Annotated in this window: 16 protein-coding genes; 3 read left to right on the forward strand and 13 right to left on the reverse strand. The window is 58.2% G+C overall.

Annotated features, from left to right (window positions below; all coding sequences use genetic code 11):
- Window positions 1–2: 2 nt before the first annotated feature.
- From rsmA to lptD, 4 genes are read right to left on the reverse strand one after another with little or no spacing between them, the layout of a single operon-like run.
- A complete protein-coding gene (rsmA, locus tag AFK62_RS03490; RefSeq protein ID WP_007677182.1) occupies window positions 3–824 on the reverse strand; it encodes a 16S rRNA (adenine(1518)-N(6)/adenine(1519)-N(6))-dimethyltransferase RsmA in 822 nt (273 codons plus the stop codon).
- Window positions 821–1,816 carry a 4-hydroxythreonine-4-phosphate dehydrogenase PdxA gene (pdxA, locus tag AFK62_RS03495; RefSeq protein ID WP_032984681.1) on the reverse strand — a complete coding sequence of 332 codons (996 nt, stop codon included), beginning with the start codon at window positions 1,814–1,816 and terminating at the stop codon, window positions 821–823. Before pdxA ends, rsmA begins: the two co-directional genes overlap by 4 nt.
- Window positions 1,816–3,102 (reverse strand): peptidylprolyl isomerase SurA, encoded by a 1,287-nt coding sequence (gene surA, locus AFK62_RS03500; protein ID WP_007677171.1) that lies wholly within the window; start codon window positions 3,100–3,102, stop codon window positions 1,816–1,818. The genes pdxA and surA overlap by 1 nt, the downstream gene beginning before the upstream one ends.
- Window positions 3,103–3,155: 53 nt before the next feature.
- Window positions 3,156–5,519 carry an LPS assembly protein LptD gene (gene lptD / locus AFK62_RS03505; RefSeq protein ID WP_007677169.1) on the reverse strand — a complete coding sequence of 788 codons (2,364 nt, stop codon included), beginning with the start codon at window positions 5,517–5,519 and terminating at the stop codon, window positions 3,156–3,158.
- Window positions 5,520–5,702: 183 nt separating this feature from the next.
- On the opposite strand from lptD, the gene djlA reads away from it, so the two are divergent.
- Window positions 5,703–6,515, forward strand: a complete 813-nt coding sequence (djlA, locus tag AFK62_RS03510) for a co-chaperone DjlA (RefSeq protein ID WP_007677167.1) — start codon at window positions 5,703–5,705, stop codon at window positions 6,513–6,515.
- 109 nt (window positions 6,516–6,624) lie between these two features.
- On the opposite strand, the gene rluA is transcribed toward djlA, so the two are convergent.
- The 6 genes from rluA to araB form a co-directional block, all read right to left on the reverse strand.
- Window positions 6,625–7,281, reverse strand: a complete 657-nt coding sequence (gene rluA / locus AFK62_RS03515; protein WP_007677165.1) for a bifunctional tRNA pseudouridine(32) synthase/23S rRNA pseudouridine(746) synthase RluA — start codon at window positions 7,279–7,281, stop codon at window positions 6,625–6,627.
- A 12-nt stretch (window positions 7,282–7,293) separates the two neighbouring features.
- Entirely contained in the window at window positions 7,294–10,200 is a 2,907-nt protein-coding gene (gene rapA / locus AFK62_RS03520) for an RNA polymerase-associated protein RapA (protein WP_053531719.1), read from the reverse strand.
- Window positions 10,201–10,333: 133 nt separating this feature from the next.
- Window positions 10,334–12,694, reverse strand: a complete 2,361-nt coding sequence (gene polB, locus AFK62_RS03525; protein ID WP_053531720.1) for a DNA polymerase II — start codon at window positions 12,692–12,694, stop codon at window positions 10,334–10,336.
- 98 nt (window positions 12,695–12,792) lie between these two features.
- Window positions 12,793–13,488 carry an L-ribulose-5-phosphate 4-epimerase gene (gene araD, locus AFK62_RS03530; protein WP_007677155.1) on the reverse strand — a complete coding sequence of 232 codons (696 nt, stop codon included), beginning with the start codon at window positions 13,486–13,488 and terminating at the stop codon, window positions 12,793–12,795.
- Between the two features lie 86 nt (window positions 13,489–13,574).
- Window positions 13,575–15,077 carry an L-arabinose isomerase gene (araA, locus tag AFK62_RS03535; RefSeq protein WP_032984680.1) on the reverse strand — a complete coding sequence of 501 codons (1,503 nt, stop codon included), beginning with the start codon at window positions 15,075–15,077 and terminating at the stop codon, window positions 13,575–13,577.
- Between the two features lie 10 nt (window positions 15,078–15,087).
- Entirely contained in the window at window positions 15,088–16,800 is a 1,713-nt protein-coding gene (araB, locus tag AFK62_RS03540) for a ribulokinase (protein WP_007677150.1), read from the reverse strand.
- 339 nt (window positions 16,801–17,139) lie between these two features.
- On the opposite strand from araB, the gene araC reads away from it, so the two are divergent.
- Together araC and AFK62_RS03550 are read left to right on the forward strand one after the other, a co-directional pair.
- Window positions 17,140–17,985, forward strand: a complete 846-nt coding sequence (gene araC, locus AFK62_RS03545; protein WP_085960981.1) for an arabinose operon transcriptional regulator AraC — start codon at window positions 17,140–17,142, stop codon at window positions 17,983–17,985.
- 116 nt (window positions 17,986–18,101) lie between these two features.
- The gene (locus AFK62_RS03550) at window positions 18,102–18,872 is read left to right on the forward strand and encodes a DedA family protein (RefSeq protein WP_007677145.1); all 771 of its coding nucleotides are present in this window, start codon (window positions 18,102–18,104) and stop codon (window positions 18,870–18,872) included.
- On the opposite strand, the gene thiQ is transcribed toward AFK62_RS03550, so the two are convergent.
- From thiQ to thiB, 3 genes are read right to left on the reverse strand one after another with little or no spacing between them, the layout of a single operon-like run.
- Entirely contained in the window at window positions 18,866–19,567 is a 702-nt protein-coding gene (thiQ, locus tag AFK62_RS03555; protein ID WP_007677142.1) for a thiamine ABC transporter ATP-binding protein ThiQ, read from the reverse strand. The genes AFK62_RS03550 and thiQ overlap by 7 nt on opposite strands.
- Window positions 19,551–21,161, reverse strand: coding sequence for a thiamine/thiamine pyrophosphate ABC transporter permease ThiP (gene thiP, locus AFK62_RS03560; RefSeq protein WP_007677140.1), 1,611 nt, complete (start codon window positions 21,159–21,161; stop codon window positions 19,551–19,553). Before thiP ends, thiQ begins: the two co-directional genes overlap by 17 nt.
- Window positions 21,137–22,120, reverse strand: coding sequence for a thiamine ABC transporter substrate binding subunit (gene thiB / locus AFK62_RS03565; protein ID WP_007677121.1), 984 nt, complete (start codon window positions 22,118–22,120; stop codon window positions 21,137–21,139). The genes thiP and thiB overlap by 25 nt, the downstream gene beginning before the upstream one ends.
- Between the last annotated feature and the right edge of the window lie 17 nt (window positions 22,121–22,137).

A 22,137-nucleotide genomic window follows, 5' to 3' on the forward strand; every position in this document is an offset into this window, starting at 1 on the left:
GTTTAGCTCTCCTTCGAGGGCGGATTATCAGCTAAATAGTTTGCCATCTGGCAATACTGCGCAACAGAAATATTCTCGGCGCGCATGGCCGGGTCGATGCCGAGCGATGTCAGCACATCCGGGCTAAACACATTGCCGAGGCTGTTACGAATCGTTTTACGGCGCTGGTTAAACGCTTCGGTGGTGAGGCGGCTTAACAGGCGCAGCTCTTTGACCGGATGCGGCGGCGTGACATGAGGCACAAGACGCACCACGGCGGAATCCACTTTAGGCGGCGGCGTAAAGGCGCTCGGCGGAACTTCCAGCACCGGGATGACCTGACAGAAATATTGCGCCATCACGCTCAGGCGACCATACGCCTTACTGTTCGGCCCCGCAACCAGACGATTCACCACTTCTTTTTGCAGCATGAAATGCATGTCGGCAATCGCATCAGTATAGCTAAAGAGGTGGAACATCAGTGGGGTAGAGATGTTGTAGGGCAGGTTGCCAAACACGCGCAGCGGTTGACCCATTTTCTCCGACAGTTCGCCAAAGTTCATGGTCATGGCATCCTGCTGATAAATCGTCAGCTTCGGGCCGAGGAACGGATGCGTTTGCAGACGCGCGGCGAGATCGCGGTCCAGCTCAATCACCGTGAGCTGGTCAAGGCGTTCGCCTACCGGTTCGGTTAACGCGGCGAGGCCTGGGCCGATTTCTACCATCGCCTGGCCTTTCTGCGGGTTAATAGCGGAGACGATGCTTTCTATAACGAATTGATCGTTAAGAAAGTTTTGCCCGAAACGTTTGCGGGCGAGATGGCCCTGATGGACTCGATTATTCATTGATTCTTACTGTTCACAATCATGCTGATGGCGAGATTAAGCGCCGTAATAAAACTGCCGACGCTGGCATTTCCAGACCCTGCCAGCTCCAGCGCGGTGCCGTGATCGACCGACGTGCGGATAAAGGGCAGACCGAGCGTTATGTTTACTGCGCGGCCAAATCCCTGGTATTTTAGCACGGGCAGGCCTTGATCGTGGTACATCGCCAGTACGGCGTCGGCGTTTTCGAGGTATTTGGGCTGAAAAAGGGTGTCAGCTGGCAGTGGGCCGGTCAGTTGCATTCCGCGGGCGCGCATCGCGTCCAGCACCGGAATAATCGTCTCGATCTCTTCGGTGCCCATATGGCCGCCTTCACCCGCGTGCGGATTGAGCCCGCAGACCAACACATGCGGATTCGCAATGCCGAATTTGCTTTGCAGGTCGTGGTGCAGCGTCGTCAGAATGTGACGAAGAAGGTCTGGCGTGATGGCCTCAGCAACGGCTTTCAGTGGCAGATGCGTGGTCACCAGCGCGACGCGTAGCGCTTCGGTGGCGAGCATCATGACGACTTTTTCGCTGCCGGAGCGCGCTTCAAAAAATTCGGTATGGCCGGTAAACGGAATGCCCGCGTCATTGATAATGCCCTTATGCACCGGCCCGGTCACGAGCGCGTCGAATTCGCCATTCAGGCAGCCGTCGCAGGCGCGCGCCAGGGTTTCCACCACATAAACGCCGTTCGCCGTATCCAGCGTACCGGGGATAACCGGCGTCTGCAGCATAACTGGCAAAAGCGTGAGCGTGCCCGCCGGTTGGGGCGTGGCGGGCTTATCAGATGAGAAGGGCAACAGCGAGAGCGGTAAACCGAGCTGCGCTGCCCGTGCCGTAAGAAGCGTCGGATCAGCGCAGACGACCAGTTGTGCAGGCCAGGCGCGCTGCGCCAGTTCTACTACCAGGTCGGGGCCAATCCCGGCTGGTTCGCCGGGAGTAATGACCACGCGGGGTGTTTTTACCATCAGTTGCTCAGAATTTTCACGTAAGCGCTGGCGCGTTGTTCCTGCATCCAGGTCGCTGCTTCTTCAGAGAATTTACGGTTAAACAGCATCCGGTAAGCGCGATCTTTCTGCGCCGCGTCGGTGCGGTCACTCTTACGGGTATCAAGCAGCTCAATGAGATGCCAGCCGAAAGAGGAGTGCACTGGCGAGCTCATTTGGCCTTTGTTGAGGTTCATCAGCGCATCGCGGAACGCCGGATCGTAAACGTCCGCTGCCGCCCAGCCGAGATCCCCGCCCTGGTTAGCCGAACCCGGATCCTGAGAGAATTCGCGTGCGGCCTGAGCGAAAGTGGTTTTCCCGCTCTTAATATCCGCTGCTATCTCTTCAAGCTTCTGACGTGCCTGCTGATCGGTCATGATCGGCGACGGTTTAAGCAGAATGTGGCGGGCATGGACTTCGGTTACCGACACGGTCTGGGACTGGCCGCGCAGATCGTTAACTTTAATGATATGGAAGCCGACGCCTGAACGGATAGGGCCAATAACATCGCCTTTCTTCGCGGTGCTCAGCGCCTGCGCGAACACGGAAGGCAGCTCCTGAATACGGCCCCAGCCCATCTGGCCGCCTTTCAGCGCCTGCTGGTCAGCGGAATAGGTCATCGCCAGCTTGCCAAAATCGCTGCCGTTACGCGCCTGGTCGATAATCGAGCGCGCCTGGGTTTCTGCTTCGCTGACCTGATCGGCGGTCGGGTTTTCCGGCAGCGGGATCAGGATGTGGCTCAGGTTCAGCTCGGTGCTGGCGTCGTTTTGATTGCCCACCTGCTCAGCCAGCGTTTCGACTTCCTGCGGCAGAATAGTGACGCGACGGCGCACTTCGTTATTGCGGACTTCAGAGATGATCATCTCTTTACGGATCTGCGCGCGATAGGTGTTGTAGTTCAGGCCATCATAGGCCAGGCGGCTACGCATCTGATCGAGCGTCATGTTGTTTTGTTTGGCGATATTCGCGATGGCCTGATCCAACTGCTCATCACTGATTTTCACGCCCATTTTCTGGCCCATCTGAAGCATTATCTGATCCATAATCAGACGTTCCAGAATTTGATGACGCAGCGTGCTGTCATCCGGGAGCTGCTGGCCTGCCTGGTTTGCATTCAGCTTTACTGACTGCATGAGGCCATCAACGTCACTTTCCAGTACCACGCCGTTGTTCACGACGGCTGCAACTTTATCGACAACCTGCGGAGCAGCGAAGCTGGTATTCACCACCAGGGTGATACCGAGAAGCAGCGTTTTCCAGTTCTTCATACCTTTTCCATTTCGTTTAACCGCAAAGCGGAGGATGTTTCAAAACCTGAGCATTACATGGCGCGTTGATACGGCAGAATGTTCGAGCGCAGCATCTGCTGGGTGCCGAGACCGTAATTGGAGCTCAGGCCGCGCAGCTCGATGTTGAAGCCGATGACATCGTCGTATTTGCTCTTATTGAGTTCCCAACCGTTGATTTTCCGCTCATAACCGACGCGGATGGCATAACAGCAGGAGTTGTACTGCAGGCCGAGCATCTGATCGGCTGCCGCATTGGCGTTGGTATCGTAGTAATACGCGCCCACGACTGACCAGCGATCCATAATCGGCCAGCTTGCCGTCATGCCGACCTGGTTAATACCGTCTTTATACTGTTCTGCCGTCGCATAGGAGGGCAGCGTCGCCTGGATGTATTCCGGGCTGGCGTAACGATAGTTCAACTGCACCACGCGATCATCATCACGATGATATTCGAGTACGCCGTTGCCGGTCGCGATGCTATCAAGACGCGCGTCGTACTGCACGCCGCCGCGCAGGCCCCAGCGATCGCTGATACGCCAGTAGGTATCGCCTGCCCATACCATCGAGCCGGTATCCTGATTCTTCTCCCGGTTGATGTTGTCATCGCCGGTGCGCGACTGGGTGAAGTAGTAGATTTGACCTACAGAAACGTTAAAACGTTCCACAGAGGCGTCATCATAAATACGCGACGTGACGCCGGTCGTGACCTGGTTTGCGGAAGCGATACGGTCAAGGCCGCCGTAAGTACGGTCGCGGAACAGGCCGGAATAGTCAGACTGCAGCAGGGAGGAGTCGTAGTTATTGATGGCGCTCTGATCGCGATACGGCACGTAGAGATATTGCGCGCGCGGCTCCAGCGTCTGGGTAAAACCATTGCCGATAAGGCCCACGTCACGCTCGAAGACCATTTTGCCGTCGAGCTTGAACTGCGGCATCACGCGGTTAACTGAGTCTTCCAGTTTATTGGCTGCTTCGTTGTTACCGCCTCGATAGGCCTGATAGCGCTCAAGGTTATCCTGCTGGTAGTGCGTTGCCAGCAGTTTCGCTTCGGCATTCAGGCTGCCCCAGTCGTTGGACATCGGCAGGGTGATGGTCGGCTCAAGGTGCAGTCGCGTCGCTTCCGGCAGGTTTTCGTTAACGTTAGTAAAGCGGACCGCCTGGGTATACAGGCGCATGTCGAACGGACCAACATCGTTCTGATAGAAATTGACGTCAAGCTGGGGCTCGGCGCGGTAAGCGTTACCGCGTGTAGTGTCAAACACCTGAAACTGACGGGCAGACAGCGTGGCGTCAAAATCTTGCACCGCGTAACCTACGCTGAAGTATTGCGTGGCGTAGCCGTCGGTGCTTGACCCGTATTTAGAGTCAAAATCGTTAAAGTAGTTAGTGTCGCTGACTTTGGTGTAGTTAACGCTAAAGCGCCACACCTGGTCCATCACGCCGCCATGCTGCCAGTAGTAGAGCCAGCGATGCTTGGAATCCATCTCCGGATGCTCGTCCTGATAGACGTTATCAGACGGCAGATAATCGAACTCCATCAGGCCCGCGCCTGCATGGGTCAGATAACGGAATTCGTTCTGCCACTGAACATTGCCGCGCTTATGAATGTAATGCGGTGTAATGGTGGCATCGAAGTTCGGCGCGATGTTCCAGTAGTACGGTAAAGAGAACTCGAAATAGTTAGTGGTGCTGTATTTCGCATTCGGAATCAGGAAGCCTGAGCGGCGTTTGTCACCCACCGGCAATTGCAGATAAGGGCTGTAGAATACCGGCACCGGGCCGAGTTTAAAGCGAGCATTCCAGATCTCGGCAACCTGCTCTTCACGATCGTGAATCACCTCGCTACCCACGACGCTCCAGGTATCGGAACCCGGCAGACACGACGTGAAGGAGCCGTTTTCCAGGATGGTGTAGCGGTTGTCGCCGCGCTGTTTCATCAGATCCGCTTTACCGCGGCCCTGACGTCCCACCATCTGGTAGTCACCTTCCCAGACATTCGTATCTTTCGTATTTAAATTTGCCCACGCTTTAGGACCTTTCAGGATGACCTGATTGTCATCATAGTGCACATTACCCAGGGCATCGACCGTGCGCACAGGTGCTGGCTGGCCTTCCGCTTGTTTCTGATGAAGTTGCACTTCATCTGCCTGCAGGCGACCGTTACCTTGCTGAATATCCACATTACCGGTAAACACCGCGTCGTCCGGGTAGTTACCTTTAGCGTGATCGGCGTTAATGGTCACCGGCAACTGGTTAGGTTCGCCCTGCACCAGAGGACGGTTATAGGTGGGAATGCCAAGCTTACATTGAGAAGCAAGATCGGCAGCCATGCCTTGTTGGCTGTAAAGGGCTGTGCCAATCATGGTGGCCAGCAAGGTGGGAATACGTTTTTTCATACGAGTTATTCGTGGTTCCGTCATCAATGGCTTCGCGTCGGCAAACGGTCAGAGACTAACTTACTCATCACTACAGCGCCAGTGTTATCCTGTCTGCTTTTCTGCCTGCCGGTTAGGCACCGCTTTGAATGGCAGGTATGATAAAGGAATTTCTGGCTGACGGCATGACGATTTGGGGAGTATATGCAGTATTGGGGAAAACTGATTGGAGGACTCACCGGACTGCTGCTCGGCGGTGGAGTCTGGGGCGTCATCCTCGGCCTGGTCATCGGGCATATGATAGACAAAGCGCGCAGCCGCCGTACCGTCTGGTTCACCAGCCAGCAGGAACGTCAGTCGCTTTTCTTCGCCACCACGTTTGAAGTGATGGGACATCTGACCAAATCGAAAGGTCGTGTCACCGAAGCCGATATCCAGGTGGCGACGCAATTTATGGACCGCATGAACCTGCATGGGGCGTCAAGAGATGCGGCCCGCAACGCGTTTCGCGTCGGCAAGGAACATGGCTATCCGCTGCGTGATAAAATGCGTCAGCTGCGCAGCGTCTGTTTTGGCCGCTTCGATCTGATTCGGATGTTTCTGGAAATTCAGATCCAGACCGCCTTCGCCGATGGCTCGCTGCACCCGAAAGAGCGCGACGTGCTGTATGTGATTGGCGAAGAGCTGGGGATTTCCCGTATGCAGTTCGATCAGTTTCTGCGCATGATGCAGGGCGGCGCGCAGTTCGGCGGCGGCCAGCACTCTTACCAGCAGGGCGATCCGCAGCAGGCGCAGCGCGCGCCGACGCTTGAAGATGCCTGCAGCGTGCTGGGCGTAAAAACCACCGACGACGCCACTACCATCAAGCGGGCGTACCGTAAGCTGATGGGCGAGCATCACCCGGATAAACTGGTGGCGAAAGGGCTACCGCCGCAGATGATGCAAATGGCGCAGCAGAAGGCGCAGGAAATCCAGAAAGCCTACGACATGATCAAAACGGCGAAAGGCTTTCGTTGATTGCATCGCAAGCTGTCACCGTTGGGCCATACATAAAAAAGAGACGCACGGGCGTCTCTTTTCTTTTCATCTCACGTTAGCTTGCGCGCGAGTTTGCCTCGTAAGCGCCTTAGAAATCCGCAGGCGCGCGGAACGTCATCGGCGTGCCGTACGCCGGGTGCGTAATCGTCAGTTGCTCGGCATGCAGCAACAGGCGCGGCGCGCGGGCGAGCGCCTCGGGGGTTGCGTAAAACTTATCCCCGAGAATAGGGTGACCCAGCGCCATCATATGCACACGCAGCTGATGCGAACGACCGGTAATCGGTTTTAGCAGCACGCGGGCGGTATTATCCTCCGCATACGCCAGCACCGCATACTCGGTTTGCGCGGCCTTGCCCGTTTCGAAGCAAACCTTCTGCTTCGGCCGGTTCGGCCAGTCGCAAATCAACGGCAAATCCACAACACCTTCCGCCTTTTCCGGGTGGCCCCAGATACGCGCCACGTACTGCTTTTTCGGCTCACGCTCGCGGAACTGCCGCTTAAGCTCGCGCTCCGCGGCTTTGGTCAACGCGACCGCAATCACCCCGCTGGTGGCCATATCGAGGCGATGCACCGATTCCGCGCCAGGGAAATCGCGCTGAATACGGGTCATCACGCTGTCTTTATGCTCGTCGAGCCGTCCAGGCACGGAGAGCAGACCGCTTGGCTTATTGACCACCATGATGTGCTCATCCTGATAAAGAATGTGCAGCCAGGGATACTGTGGCGGGTTATAGGCGTCCAGCATGTTTTGCTCCGGTTACTGGTGAGTCACCACGATAAGACGCAGCGCATCCAGACGCCAGCTCGCCTGGTTGAGATTCTCCAGCACCTGCTGGCGATTGTGTTCGATTGCCGCCAGTTCGTCGTCGCGAATGTTCGGGTTTACCGCACGCAGCGCTTCGAGGCGGGAAAGCTCGGCAGACAGTTTATCGTCGGCTTCCTGGCGCGCTGCGTCGATAAGTGCGCGTGCGGCTTTTTCCACCTGGGCTTCGCCACCTTGCAAAATGGCGTGAACTTCCTGCTGCACCGCATTCACCAGCTTGCTGCCGGTATGGCGATTGACGGCACTTAATTGGCGGTTGAAGCTTTCAAACTCCACCTGACCTGCGAGGTTAGTGCCGTTTTTATCGAGCAGCATGCGCACCGGCGTTGGCGGCAGGAAGCGGTTTAACTGCAACTGCTTCGGCGCTTTGGCTTCCACCACGTAGATAAGCTCCAGCAGCAGCGTGCCCACCGGCAACGCTTTGTTTTTCAGGAGCGAAATCGTGCAACTACCGGTATCGCCGGAAAGGATAAGATCCAGACCGTTGCGAATAAGCGGATGCTCCCAGGTAATGAACTGCGCGTCTTCGCGCGACAGCGCCACGTCGCGGTTAAACGTAATGGTGCAGCCATCTTCCGGCAGGCCCGGGAAATCTGGCACCAGCATATGATCGGAAGGCGTCAGCACAATCATATGTTCGCCGCGATCGTCCTGGTTAATCCCCACGATATCGAACAGGTTCATGGCGAAATTCACCAGACCCGTGTCGTCATCCTGTTCCGCAATGGTGTCGGCCAACTGCTGCGCTTTTTCGCCGCCGTTGGAGTGGATCTCCAGCAGACGGTCACGGCCCTGCTCAAGCTGCGCTTTCAGCTCATCGTGTTGCTTGCGACATGCCTTGATGAGATCGTCAAAGCCCTCGTCGTTTTCCGGCGCGGCCAGATAACCAATCAACTGTTCGTAAACGCTGTCGTAAATCGCACGCCCGGTGGGACAGGTGTGCTCGAACGCATCGAGACCTTCGTGGTACCAGCGCACCAGCACTGACTGCGCGGTTTTTTCGAGGTACGGCACATGGATCTGAATGTCGTGCGCCTGGCCAATACGATCAAGACGGCCGATACGCTGCTCCAGCAGATCCGGGTTGAAGGGTAGGTCAAACATCACCAGCTGACTTGCGAACTGGAAGTTACGGCCCTCAGAGCCGATTTCCGAGCAGAGCAGCACCTGTGCGCCGGTATCTTCTTCTGCAAACCAGGCCGCCGCGCGGTCACGTTCGATAATCGACATCCCTTCATGGAACACGGCGGCACGGATGCCTTCGCGCTCGCGCAGCACCTGCTCCAGTTGAAGCGCGGTGGCGGCCTTCGCGCAGATAACCAGCACTTTTTGCGAGCGATGGCTTGTGAGATAGCCCATCAGCCACTCCACGCGCGGGTCGAAGTTCCACCAGGTGCCGCTGTCGCCTTCGAACTCCTGATAAATCTGTTCCGGGTAGAGCATATCGCGGGCGCGTTCTTCAGCGGTTTTACGCGCGCCCATGATGCCGGAAACCTTAATGGCGGTCTGGTACTGGGTCGGCAACGGCAGCTTAATGGTGTGTAATTCGCGCTGCGGGAAGCCTTTCACGCCGTTACGGGTGTTGCGGAACAGGACGCGGCTGGTGCCGTGGCGGTCCATCAGCATTGAGACCAGTTCCTGACGCGCGGCCTCGGCGCCGTCACGGTCGCTGTTCGCGGTTTGCAGCAGCGGCTCGATATCCTGCTCGCCAATCAGCTCGCTTAATGTGTTGAGCTGTTCATCGCTAAGATGCGTCCCGGCCAGCAGCAACGCGACGGCGTCCGCCACCGGGCGGTAGTTCTGCTGTTCTTCGACAAATTGTTCGAAATCGTGGAAGCGGTTCGGGTCCAGCAGACGCAGGCGCGCGAAGTGGCTTTCCATCCCGAGCTGCTCTGGCGTTGCGGTCAGCAGCAGCACGCCTGCCACGCGTTCGGCCAGTTGTTCAATGGCCTGATATTCGCGGCTTGGCGCATCTTCACTCCACACCAGGTGGTGCGCTTCGTCCACTACCAGCAGATCCCATTCGGCATCACAGAGATGCTCAAGGCGCTGTTTGTTGCGGCGCACGAAATCGAGCGAGCAGATAACCAGCTGTTCGGTATCGAACGGGTTGTCAGATTCATGCTGCGCTTCGGTATAGCGCTCGTCATCAAACAGCGAGAAGCGCAGGTTGAAGCGGCGCAGCATCTCTACCAGCCACTGGTGTTGCAGCGTTTCCGGCACGACAATCAGCACACGCTCGGCAGCTCCGGAAAGCAGTTGCTGATGAATGATCATCCCGGCTTCGATGGTTTTGCCAAGACCCACTTCATCCGCCAGCAGCACGCGCGGCGCATGACGGCGGCCCACATCGTTGGCGATATTGAGCTGGTGCGGGATCAGATTGGTACGCTGGCCGCGCAGGCCGCTCCACGGCATCCGGTACTGTTCGCTCTGGTATTTGCGGGCGCGAAAGCGCAGGGAGAAGCGGTCCATGCGGTCTATCTGGCCTGCGAACAGGCGGTCCTGCGGTTTGCTGAACACCAGCTTGCTGTCGAGGAACACTTCGCGCAGCGTGACATTTTCCTCAAGCGTATCCAGACGCGTGCCGATATAGATAAGTAAGCCGTTTTCTTCCTTTACTTCATCCACTTTCAACTGCCAGCCTTCATGGCTGGTCACGGTATCGCCCGGGTTGAACATTACGCGGGTGACCGGGGAGTCATTTCGGGCATACAGACGATTTTCACCGGTAGCCGGGAAAAGCAGTGTCACCATGCGGGCGTCAATCGCCACAACGGTGCCCAGTCCCAGTTCGCTCTCCGTATCGCTGATCCAGCGTTGACCAAGTGTAAAAGGCATATATATCGGCTCTATTCTCTTATCAAATTTGCAGGCAATAGTATGACTCCCGCCTGCATGCAGGCGGGGGGTCGTGATCAGGGTGATGTGAAAAGGGCGCTATGGTACTGGATGCCAGGACGTTCGTCACCTGTCAAAAGAGCCCCAACTGCCCTGTCATGAGTGTAGCAAAGTCATCTTCCATGAAAGGCAAAATCCCCTCTGCCACTGGCTGTAACTGTTTCGTTAAATAGTGATCGTAGTCGAGCGCGGCCTGCTGGTAATCGATGGGTTCCGGGCCGTTCATCGTCCACACATATTTAATGGTGCCACGGTTCTGGTACTGCGCCGCGCGCCCAAGCCGCGCATTGTGCTCGTCAGCGAGCCGGGCCGCGCGAACATGCGGCGGCACGTTGCGCTGGTATTCACTGAGCGGTCGACGCAGACGCTTGCGATACACAAGCTGATCATCCAGCTCGCCTGCCATCAACCGGGCGATGGTCTCGCGAATATAATCCTGATACGGCTCGCGGCGGAAAATTCGCAGGTAAAGATTTTGCTGGAACTGCTGGGCGAGCGGCGTCCAGTCGGTGCGCACCGTCTCAAGCCCCTTAAACACCATACGCTGGCTGTCGCCTTCCTGAATCAACCCCGCGTAGCGCTTCTTGCTGCCCATCTCCGCGCCGCGAATGGTCGGCATCAAAAAACGGCAGAAGTGCGTTTCAAATTCCAGCTCCAGCGCACTCTCAAGCCCCATACTGTCCTGCAGATGTTGCGTCCACCAGGCATTGACGTGCGCCACCAGTTGCTGGCCTATCTGTGCGGCGGCATCTTCGCTGTGCGGGCTTTTCAGCCAGACAAACGTTGAGTCAGTGTCGCCGTATATCACCGAATAACCCTGCGCTTCGATAAGCGTTTTGGTCTGGCGCATGATGTCGTGACCGCGCATGGTAATAGAAGAGGCGAGGCGTGGGTCAAAGAACCGGCACGCGCTGGTGCCCAGCACGCCGTAAAACGCGTTCATGATGATTTTCAGCGCCTGCGAGAGTGGTTTATTACCCACCCGCTTTGCCTCTTCGCGCCCCTGCCAGATTTGCGTCACAATCTCCGGCAGGCAGTGCGTCTTGCGCGAAAACCGGGCGCCGATAAAACCTTCCACGCTCGCGGCATTATCTGGCGCGCCAAGCCCTTCCACCAGGCCTACCGGGTCGATTAAAAAAGTGCGAATAATCGACGGGTAGAGGCTTTTGTAATCCAGCACCAGTACCGAGTCGTAAAGACCCGGCTGCGAATCCATCACATAACCGCCAGGGCTTGCCTGCGGCGGCACCGCACCAAGGTTCGGCGCGACAAACCCCGCGCGATGCATCCGGGGAAAATAGAGATGACTGAACGCCGCCACCGAGCCGCCGTGACGGTCGGCCGGCAGGCCGTTAACCGTAGCGCGCTCCAGCAGAAACGGCATAATTTCCGTCTTATGGAAAATGCGCGTGACCAGCTCGCAATCTTTCAGGTTATAGGTAGCGAGCGCCGGTTTGTCCTCGGCGAAGCGCCGGTCTATCTCATCCATGCGCTGCCACGGGTTATCGATGGCTTTGCCTTCGCCCAGTAACTCTTGAGAAACCGCCTCCAGCGAAAACGACGAGAAATTCCAGAACGCGGATTTCAGGGCATCAATGCCGTCGATAATGAGCCGCCCTGTGGCCTGCGCGAAAAAAACACCGTTTTTAAAGCCATGTTCGCGCCACTCCAGTTCACTGTTGCCGCGCCCGAGCCGCAACGGCACGCCATAACGCTCGGCATGTTTTTGCAGCACTCGCAGGTCAAACTGCACCACGTTCCAGCCGATCAGCACATCCGGATCGTGCTTTGCAAACCAGGCGTTAAGTTTTTCAATCAATTGCGGGCGGCTTGCAACATATTCCAGATGAAAGTCGAGCGCGCTGGCGTCACCGTTTTCCGGCCCGAGCATGTACACCACACGGGAGCCGCAGCCTTCAAGGCCAATACAATAGAGCTCGCCGTGGCGGGTCGTTTCGATATCGAGCGATACCCACTTGAGCGGAGGACGATAGGGCGGATTTGGCTTCAGGCGGGCGTTGATGAGCCGATCGCCCTGGCGATCGCCGCTAACCCACACCGGCGCGGTAATAAAGCGCTCCATCAGAAAACGCTCCGGCGGGCGAATATCTGCCTCATAGACCGTCACGCCGTTTTCACGCAGCAGTTTATCAAGGCGCATCAGCTGGCGGTGGGAGCGGCAGTAAAGGCCGCAAACCGGCTGGCGCTGAAAATCCTTCAGGGCGAGTGGGGCGAAGCGCGCGTCACTTTCCTGTGCGAGCAGGCGTTCGGCGAGCAGGCGTTCGGCCTCGGGAAGAAACGCCACCGACTCCTGGGGGGGAAGGCACACCCGTAGCGGCCCGTCGTCCGTTGCAAGCCAGAATTCAATCTCCGTACCTTGCGGTGTATCCCGCCAGTGACGGCTTAAAATAAACCCCTGATGCGCTTCAGCCACGCTGCGTACTCACGTAAAAAACCAGGCGTCAGTATAGCCTGGTTGAGGGTGTTTGGCTGGGGTTTTATACAGGTGTGCCAGCATCAGCAGGCACGGTTTTACTGCCCGTAATATGCCTTTGCGCCATGTTTGCGCAGATAGTGTTTATCCAGCAGCGTCTGCTGCATCGCCGGCAGTTCCGGGGCGAGCTGGCGGCAGAAAATGCCCATATAGGCGACTTCTTCCAGCACAATGGCGTTATGTACCGCGTCTTCGGCATTTTTTCCCCAGGCGAAAGGGCCGTGGGAGTGTACCAGCACGCCGGGCATCTGCGCCGGATCGATATCGTGCTCGCGGAAGGTTTCGGCAATCACCACGCCGGTTTCCCATTCATACGCGCCGTTAATCTCTTCATCGGTCATCTTACGTGTGCAGGGGATAGCGCCGTAGAAGTAATCGGCGTGTGTGGTACCGGTTGCCGGGATCGGCAGCCCCGCCTGCGCCCAGATAGTGGCGTGGCGCGAATGGGTATGAACGATGCCGCCGATGGTCGGGAACTGTTGGTAGAGCAGGCGATGGGTCGGCGTATCGGAAGAGGGTTTTTTGTTCCCTTCGACCACTTCGCCGGTCTCGATGCTGACCACCACCATGTCGTCTGCGGTCATCACGGTATAATCGACCCCCGAGGGCTTAATCACAAAAACACCGCGTTCGCGGTCGACTGCGCTCACGTTGCCCCAGGTTAACGTCACCAGATTATGTTTTGGCAGCGCCAGATTGGCGTCGAGGACCTGACGCTTGAGTTCTTCTAACATTGTCATCTCCGTGCCGGATGACGCATCGCTTACCGGGCCCGCGGCGTGCAGGCCCGGTGGCAGAGCGCCACCGGGCATTCCATGCTTTAACGTTTTGAACCGTAATAAACTTCATTCCAGCGCAGCGCGTCTTTAAAGGCAGGCAGGCGGGTCTCGTTGTCGATAACGGCGAGTTCAAGGTCATGCATTTCCGCAAACAGACGCATGTCATCGAGCGACAGGGCCTGGCTGAAGACGGTGTGGTGCGCGCCGCCCGCGAGGATCCAGGCTTCCGACGCGGTCGGCAGATCCGGCTGGGCCTTCCACAGGGCGTTGGCGACCGGCAGTTTCGGCAGGGAGTGCGGCGTTTCCACCGCGTCGACGCAGTTCACCAGCAGACGGAAGCGATCGCCCAGATCGATAAGGCTCGCATTCACCGCAGGGCCTGTGGTGGTGGAGAAGATCAGACGCGCCGGATCGGCTTTGCCGCCGATGCCGAGGTATTGCACGTCCAGGATTGGTTTTTCCGGGGTGGCGATGGTCGGGCAGACTTCCAGCATGTGGGAGCCGAGCACCATGTCGTTGCCGTTCTCGAAGTTATAGGTGTAGTCCTCCATAAAGGAGGTGCCGCCTTCAAGGCCCGTGGACATCACTTTCATGATGCGCAGCAGCGCGGCGGTTTTCCAGTCGCCTTCGCCCGCAAAGCCGTAGCCCTGCTGCATCAGACGTTGTACCGCCAGACCCGGCAGCTGTTTTAAGCCGTGCAGATCTTCAAAAGTGGTGGTGAACGCGTGGAAGCCGCCATCCTGCAGGAAGCGCTTCATGCCAAGTTCGATGCGCGCCGCGTCAATCACGTTCTGGCGCTTGTCGCCATTAATCTGTGCTGCTGGCGTCAAACGGTAGCTGCTTTCGTATTCATCGACCAGCGCGTTGATATCACCTTCACTGACATCATTCACGATAGCGACCAGGTCGCCCACGCCCCAGGTATTCACCGAGAAGCCGAATTTGATCTGCGCGGCGACTTTATCCCCTTCGGTTACTGCCACTTCACGCATGTTGTCGCCAAAGCGCGCCACTTTCAGATGGCGGGTATCTTGTTTGGACACCGCCTGACGCATCCACGCGCCGAGACGCCCCTGGGACTGTTTGTCCTGCCAGTAGCCCGTCACCACGCTGTGCTGCAGACGCATACGCGCCCCGATGAAGCCGAACTCGCGGCCGCCGTGTGCGGTCTGGTTCAGGTTCATAAAGTCCATGTCGATGCTGTCCCACGGGATCTGCGCGTTGAACTGGGTATGGAATTGCAGCAGCGGTTTGTTGAGGATAGACAGGCCGTTGATCCACATTTTGGCTGGCGAGAAGGTATGCAGCCAGACCACCAGACCCGCGCATTTATCGTCATAGTTAGCGTCACGACAGATGGCGGTGATTTCGTCCGGTGTGGTGCCAAGCGGTTTTAACACCAGCTTGCACGGCAGTTTCGCTTCGGTGTTCAGCGCATTCACCACCTGCTCAGCGTGCTGATTAACCTGACGCAGCGTTTCTGGGCCGTACAGGTGCTGGCTGCCAATCACAAACCACACTTCATACTGATCGAAAATTGTCATCATCGTGTCCTTAATGTGTCAGGGCCGCCTGGTCTGCACGCTCGGCAGACTGCGGGGTGGCGGCTGAAGGGAGATAGTGTTGTTCCGCGCTTTGCGACCATTGCTGGAAGCGGCGGTAGAGTTGTTCGAAACGCGCGGCGCGCTCGGGTATTGGCTCCAGCGTGCTTTCAATCTGGCTTGCCATGGCCTGTTGGGCCTGTGGGATGTCGGCATGGGCGCCCGCCGCGACGGCGGCAAAGATGGCTGCACCCAGCGCGCAGCATTGATCGGAGGCGACGATTTGCAGCGGACGGTTAAGGACGTCACAGCAGACCTGCATAATCACCGGGTTTTTACGGGCGATGCCGCCCAGCGCCATCACGTTGTTCACTGCGATGCCCTGATCGATAAAGCACTCCTGAATGGCGCGCGCGCCGAAGGCGGTGGCGGCAATCAGCCCGCCGAACAGCAACGGTGCGTCGGTCGCGAGGTTGAGATCGGTAATGACGCCTTTCAGGCGTTGGTTCGCAAACGGCGTGCGACGACCGTTAAACCAGTCGAGGATCACCGGCAGATGATCGAGCGACGGGTTTTTCGCCCAGGCTTCGGTCAGCTCAGGGAGCAGCTGTTTTTTGCTCGCTTCAATCTGCGTTTTCAGTTCCGGATGCTGCTGCGCCAGTTTGTCGAGCGGCCAGCCGAGCAGGCGGCCAAACCAGGCGTAAATGTCGCCGAAGGCAGACTGACCAGCTTCCAGGCCGATGAAGTCGGGCACCACGCTGCCATTGACCTGGCCGCAGATGCCTTTCACCGCGCGCTCGCCAACATCTGCTTTTTCTGCCACCAGGATGTCGCAGGTTGACGTGCCGATGACTTTCACCAGCGTATTCGGCTGTGCGCCCGCGCCAACAGCGCCCATATGGCAGTCAAACGCGCCTCCGGAAATCACGACGCTTTCCGGCAGGCCCAGACGCTGCGCCCAGTCGGCGCAAAGGTTGCCAACCGGGATATCGGCGGTGAACGTGTCGGTAAACATCGGGTAGTCGAGATGCTGGTTAATCAGCGGGTCAAGCTCGTCGAAGAAGCTCGCAGGCGGCAGGCCGCCCCAGCTTTCATGCCACAGCGATTTATGCCCGGCGCTACAACGGCCGCGGCGAATATCTGCCGGGCGAGTGGTGCCAGAAAGCAGCGCTGGCACCCAGTCACACAGCTCAATCCACGAGGCGGCAGCCTCAGCGACCGCGCTGTCCTGGCGGGTGACGTGCAGGATTTTCGCCCAGAACCATTCACTGGAGTAAATGCCACCGATGTAGCGCGAGTAATCCACTTTACCAGGCGTATGGCACAGGCGAGTTATCTCTTCGGCTTCGTCCACGGAGGTATGGTCTTTCCAGAGCACAAACATCGCGTTGGGGTTGTCGGCAAATTCAGGGTTGAGCGCCAGCACGTTGCCGCTGGCGTCTATCGGGGCGGGCGTTGAGCCGGTGCTGTCGACGCCAATGCCGACCACCGTCGCGCGCTGCTCTGGCGACAGATCCGCCAGCACGGTTTTCAGCGCCGCTTCCATTGATTCAATGTAATCCCGCGGATGATGGCGGAACTGGTTACGGGCCGCGTCGCAATAGCGCCCTTCCTGCCAGCGTGGATACCACTCAACGCTTGTGGCAAGTTCGGCGCCGGTGGTGCAATCCACCGCCAACGCGCGAACCGAGTCGCTGCCAAAATCGAGTCCCAGCGCAATAGCCATCTTCATACTCCATGCGATAAACAAACATGGAGAGAACATTAGTTTTACCCCGCTAAAAGAGTCAGGGTAGATACGCTGAACTTATGGACGAAAATGCTGTGAGGAGAGAATTTGTGACGCCACGCAAATAATCGATGTGGACATTTCTGCCGCACTTATAGACACTTTGGTTATGTGTTAAAAAGCCTGACAGCAAAGCCAATACAGGTTATTTTCTGTAATAAAGCGGGCTTAAGCCGCAGGGGGCGCTCTGATGCGTGTCCCTGTACCTGCCGGTTCCGGTTAAAATGACGATATGGACAAATGGTTTCTTCACTCTCGCTTCGGAGCGCCGTGAAAATGGCTGAAACACAAAACGATCCTCTGCTGCCCGGTTACTCGTTCAATGCCCATCTGGTGGCGGGACTGACGCCGATTGAAGCCGATGGCTGGCTCGATTTCTTTATCGACCGGCCGCTTGGCATGAAAGGCTTTATCCTCAACCTGACGGTGCGCGGCGAAGGCGTGGTGAAAAATCAGGGGAAAGAATATTTTTGTCGCCCCGGCGATATGCTGTTGTTTCCGCCAGGAGAGGTGCATCACTATGGCCGCAACCCGGAGGCCAAAGAGTGGTATCACCAGTGGGTCTACTTCCGCCCACGCGCCTACTGGCACGAGTGGCTGAACTGGCCGGCGATTTTCGGCAACACCGGTTTTTACCGCCCCGATGAGGCGCATCACGAACAGTTATCCACGTTGTTCCAGTCGATTATCGACGCCGCCCAAGGGCCGGGACGCTATGCTGAACTGCTGGCGATCAATCTGCTGGAGCAACTGCTGCTGCGTCGCGTCGAGGCTATCAGCGAATCGCTCAAAGCCCCGCTCGACAGCCGCGTGCGAGATGCCTGCCAGTACATCAGCGATCATCTGGCTGACAGCCATTTTGATATCGCAAGCGTGGCGCAACACGTCTGTCTCTCGCCGTCGCGCCTCTCGCATCTGTTCCGCCAGCAGTTGGGCGTGAGTGTGCTGAGCTGGCGTGAAGATCAGCGTATCAGCCAGGCGAAGCTGTTACTCAGCACGACGCGAATGCCTATCGCGAGCGTTGGGCGTAACGTTGGGTTTGAAGATCAGCTCTATTTCTCCCGCGTCTTTAAAAAATGCACGGGGGCGAGCCCAAGCGAATTCCGCGCCGGGTGTGAATAACGCCCTACGGGTGTTGTGTCATGCCCGGTAAAGTAAAGTATGGTTAAAGAAGGATGTCTTGACGCAGCACATGGCGCTCGGGAGAATCCTCTCTTCGTTACTTTACCGGATGCGTTATGGAAGCTTTTCTGGAACACTTTATTACTCAGTCAGTGGCGTACTCGCTGATTGCCATTGCGCTGGTAGCATTCCTCGAATCCCTGGCGTTGGTCGGGCTGCTGCTGCCCGGCACGGTGCTGATGGCGGCGCTGGGCGCGCTTATCGGCAGCGGCGAGGTGAATTTTTACGAGGCCTGGGCGGCGGGGATTCTCGGCTGCCTGCTTGGTGACTGGATCTCCTTCTGGCTCGGCTGGCGGTTTAAAAAGCCGCTGCATCGCTGGTCTTTCCTTAAAAAACATAAAGCGCTGCTTGATAAAACCGAACACGCGCTGCACCAGCACAGTCTGTTTACTATTCTTGTCGCACGTTTTGTCGGGCCGACACGGCCGCTGGTGCCGATGGTGGCGGGAATGCTGGACTTGCCGGTTCGTAAATTTCTGCTGCCAAACATCATCGGCTGCCTGCTCTGGCCGCCGTTCTACTTTCTGCCAGGTATCCTTGCCGGAGCGGCCATCGACATTCCACCGGAGATGAAAAGCGGCGCGTTTAAGTGGCTGTTAGGCGGCGTGGCGCTGCTGGTCTGGCTCGCCGGGTGGCTGGTCTGGCGCTGGTGGCGCAGCGCTAAAACGGAAGACCGCCTCACTCGTTATCTGCCGCGCGGACGCCTGCACTGGCTGGCGCCCGGCGTTGCGGCAGCGGCAGCAGTGGCGCTGTTTGCTATCCAGAGCCATCCACTGATGCCGGTCTATCGCAGTATTTTGTGGCGCGTGGTGACCGGCGCTCAGTGAGGTGTAATGCCGAGCAGCGCAGAGGCGCTGGCTTCACCGCGCAGGAGTTGCTCGGTGGGGCCGTCCCAGATAATACGGCCTTCCACCACCACCAGACTGCGCGTGGCGATGCGCGCCGCGTCTTCCACGCTGTGCGACACCATTAACAGTGTAGTGCCTTCCTCTGAACACACCTTCTCCAGCAGCGTCAGCATCTCCTGGCGCAGCGCCGGGTCGAGCGCGGAAAACGGCTCGTCGAGCAGCAACACAGGGCGCTTACGCACAAGACAGCGCGCCAACGCCACACGCTGTCGCTGACCGCCGGAAAGCGCCGTCGGCAATCGCTCAAGCAGGTCGCCAATCGCCATGTTCTCGGCAATGGCTCCTACCTGCCGCTTTTGCGGGGCGGTTAACCGCAGGCCGGGCGACAGCCCGAGGCTAATATTCTGGCGCACCGTCAGGTGGTTAAAGAGATTATTTTCCTGAAACAGCATCGAGACCGGATGCGCAGAGGGCGGCGTGTAGGTGTGGTCTTCGCCGTTAAGGCGCAGCGTACCGCTCGCAGGTGTGAGAAAACCGGCAATCAGGTTTAACAGCGTACTTTTGCCTGCGCCGCTTGGCCCCAGCACTGCCACCCGTTCGCCTGCCCGCACATCAAGGGTAAAGCGCATCGGCAGATGGTGATAAAGCCAGGTGAGATCAGTCAGTGTCAGCATGGCGCCCCGGAAGTTTTTCAATCAAGGTGAACAGCAGAAAACAGAGCAGCAGCAGCAGCAGGGCAGTAACGGCCCCGGCGTCGCTGCGGTAGGCGCCGATCTGCTGATAGAGGTAAAAAGGCAGGGTGCGGAAATCCTCATTGCCGAACAGCGCCACGACGCCGAAATCGCCAATCGACAACACACTGGCGAAAGCCATTGCCTGCGCGAGTGGCACCCGCAGCGCGCGCGCCTCTACCAGCCGCAGCCGGTTAATGCCGCGGATCTCAAGCGACGCGCAGAGCGCGCCATAGCGCGCGGCGATATCGCGCATCGGGTTATCCAGCACTTTCAGGGCGTAGGGAATAGCCATCAGCGCATTGGTGAAAATCACCAGGGCGTCGGCGCGTTCCGGCAGCCCGAGGGTCGCGTTCAGCAGCAGGAAAAAGCCGGTCGCCAGCACGATGCCTGGCATCGCGAGGATCATGACGCCGCACAGCTCAAGGCTCTGTCCGGCAAGACGACGGTTTCGCAGGTAAAGCTCGCGGGTGCTCCAGAGCAGCATCATGGTCAAGATGACGCACAACAGGCCCGCACAAAGCGCGATGCGCAGCGACGTCCAGAGCGCGCGCCACAGCGCCGGGTCGGCGAGCGCATGGCGGATGTCGCCGCTCAGGCCGTCTACCAGCACCGCCAGCAGCGGCGGCAACAGAAGCAACAGCGCGGCCATAATCAGCAGCGCGTCGGTAAGCTTACTGCGCCACGAATCTTCCGGATTGCGCCAGCCGCGCACCAGCGTCGCACCGACGGGAATCGCTTTGCTAAGCCGTTGGCTAAGCAGAATAAGCGACAGACAGCAGCCCATCTGAATCAACGCCAGCAGCGCGGCCCGGCCCGGATCGTAGTCGTAGCTCAGCGCCTGATAGATGGCAAGCTCAATGGTGGTGGCTTGCGGCCCGCCGCCGAGCGCCAGCACCGTGGCGAAACTTGCAAAACAGAGCATAAAAATGAGCGCGGCCACCGGTGGGATTTGGCGGCGCAGCCACGGCCACTCCACCAGTCGGAAGAAATTCCAGCCGCGCATGCCAAGCTGTGCGGCCAGCTGGCGCTGCTCGCCGGGAATTTGCGTGAGCGTCTGGTAGAACAGGCGGGTGGCCATCGGCATATTAAAAAAGAGGTGCGCCAGCAAAATGCCCTGTAGCCCGTAAGGCGAGAACGACCATTCAATACCCAGCGCGGCGCAAAGCGCGGCGAGCCAGCCGCTGCGCCCGTAGACGCTGAGCAGGCCGAAAATCGCCACCAGCACCGGCAGGATAAGCGTCATCGCGCACAGGCGCAGCAGCGTGCGCCGCCCCGGAAAGCGACGCCGGTAAAGCGCGCGGGCAAGGGGAATAGCGGGTACCACGGAGATCAGCGCTGAGAGAAACGCCTGCCAGAACGAGAAGCGCACCACATGCCACAGGTAGCTGTCGCTCAGTAGCGCGCGAACCCCGGTCTGCGGCGCGTGTGTCCACAGCGCCGCGAAGGCGGCCAGCGCCACCGCCGCCATCAGCAGGGCGGCGATGAGGCCGGGCCAAAGCCAGCCTGGGATCAGCGGCTCACGGCGCGTTGCCATTCACTCGTCCATTGTGCGCGCTGGGCGGCCACTTCCTCAGCGGTGAATTGCAGCGAGGTTTGTGGTTGGGTCAGCGCGTTAAAGCCCTCCGGCAGCGTGACACGGGCGACCGGATACATCCAGTTGCCAGTCGGGATCGCATTCTGGAACGCGGGCGATACCATAAATTTCAGGAATTTTTCCGCCAGTTCCGGCTGTTTGCTGGCGGCGGTGCGTCCGGCGACTTCCACCTGCAAATAGTGGCCTTCGCTGAAGTTTGCTGCCGCGTAGTTGTCTTTCTTCTCTTCGATGATGTGGTAGGCCGGGGAGGTGGTGTAGCTCAGCACCACATCGGCTTCGCCTTTAAGGAAAAGCCCATAGGCTTCGCTCCAGCCTTTGGTGACGGTGACGGTTTTCGCCGCGAGTTTCTGCCACGCCTGCGGCGTTTTATCGCCATAGACTTTCTGCATCCAGAGCAGTAAGCCAAGCCCTGGCGTGCTGGTGCGCGGATCCTCGTAAATGACGCGCCATTTCTGGTCGCTCTCAACCAACTCTTTCAGGCTTTTCGGCGGGTTCTTCAGCTTGTTTTTGTCATACACAAAAGCGAACCAGCCGTAATCGAACGGCACGAACGTGTCGTTGCTCCAGCCGCCCGGTACGTTGACGTCGCTTGCTGCGACGCCGCTTTTGGCGAAGAGCCCCGTGGCGCTCGCCGCCTGGAGCAGGTTGTTATCAAGCCCCAGCACAACGTCGGCTTTGCTGTTTTTGCCTTCCATACGCAGACGGTTCAACAGCGAGACGCCATCTTCCAGCGCCACGAATTTCAGCTCGCAGCCGCATTCCGCTTCAAAGGCGGTTTTAATTTTCGGGCCAGGGCCCCATTCGGAGGAGAAGGAATCGTAGGTGTAGACGGTCAGGACGGGTTTGGCAAAAGCCGGGACGGCGACCAGCGCCAGCAGCGGAAGTAGTTTTTTTAACACTTTGCACCTTTATCAAA

The sequence above is a fragment of the Cronobacter condimenti 1330 genome (genome assembly GCF_001277255.1).
GTDB classification, from domain to species: domain Bacteria; phylum Pseudomonadota; class Gammaproteobacteria; order Enterobacterales; family Enterobacteriaceae; genus Cronobacter; species Cronobacter condimenti.

What these genes read in the sequence shown, in the direction of transcription:
- rsmA (WP_007677182.1), bottom strand. Translation starts at nt 824, where the DNA reads ATGAATAATCGAGTCCATCAGGGCCATCTCGCCCGCAAACGTTTCGGG.
- pdxA (WP_032984681.1), bottom strand. Translation starts at nt 1,816, where the DNA reads ATGGTAAAAACACCCCGCGTGGTCATTACTCCCGGCGAACCAGCCGGG.
- surA (WP_007677171.1), bottom strand. Translation starts at nt 3,102, where the DNA reads ATGAAGAACTGGAAAACGCTGCTTCTCGGTATCACCCTGGTGGTGAAT.
- lptD (WP_007677169.1), bottom strand. Translation starts at nt 5,519, where the DNA reads ATGAAAAAACGTATTCCCACCTTGCTGGCCACCATGATTGGCACAGCC.
- djlA (WP_007677167.1), top strand. Translation starts at nt 5,703, where the DNA reads ATGCAGTATTGGGGAAAACTGATTGGAGGACTCACCGGACTGCTGCTC.
- rluA (WP_007677165.1), bottom strand. Translation starts at nt 7,281, where the DNA reads ATGCTGGACGCCTATAACCCGCCACAGTATCCCTGGCTGCACATTCTT.
- rapA (WP_053531719.1), bottom strand. Translation starts at nt 10,200, where the DNA reads ATGCCTTTTACACTTGGTCAACGCTGGATCAGCGATACGGAGAGCGAA.
- araD (WP_007677155.1), bottom strand. Translation starts at nt 13,488, where the DNA reads ATGTTAGAAGAACTCAAGCGTCAGGTCCTCGACGCCAATCTGGCGCTG.
- araA (WP_032984680.1), bottom strand. Translation starts at nt 15,077, where the DNA reads ATGACAATTTTCGATCAGTATGAAGTGTGGTTTGTGATTGGCAGCCAG.
- araB (WP_007677150.1), bottom strand. Translation starts at nt 16,800, where the DNA reads ATGGCTATTGCGCTGGGACTCGATTTTGGCAGCGACTCGGTTCGCGCG.
- araC (WP_085960981.1), top strand. Translation starts at nt 17,140, where the DNA reads ATGGCTGAAACACAAAACGATCCTCTGCTGCCCGGTTACTCGTTCAAT.
- AFK62_RS03550 (WP_007677145.1), top strand. Translation starts at nt 18,102, where the DNA reads ATGGAAGCTTTTCTGGAACACTTTATTACTCAGTCAGTGGCGTACTCG.
- thiQ (WP_007677142.1), bottom strand. Translation starts at nt 19,567, where the DNA reads ATGCTGACACTGACTGATCTCACCTGGCTTTATCACCATCTGCCGATG.
- thiP (WP_007677140.1), bottom strand. Translation starts at nt 21,161, where the DNA reads ATGGCAACGCGCCGTGAGCCGCTGATCCCAGGCTGGCTTTGGCCCGGC.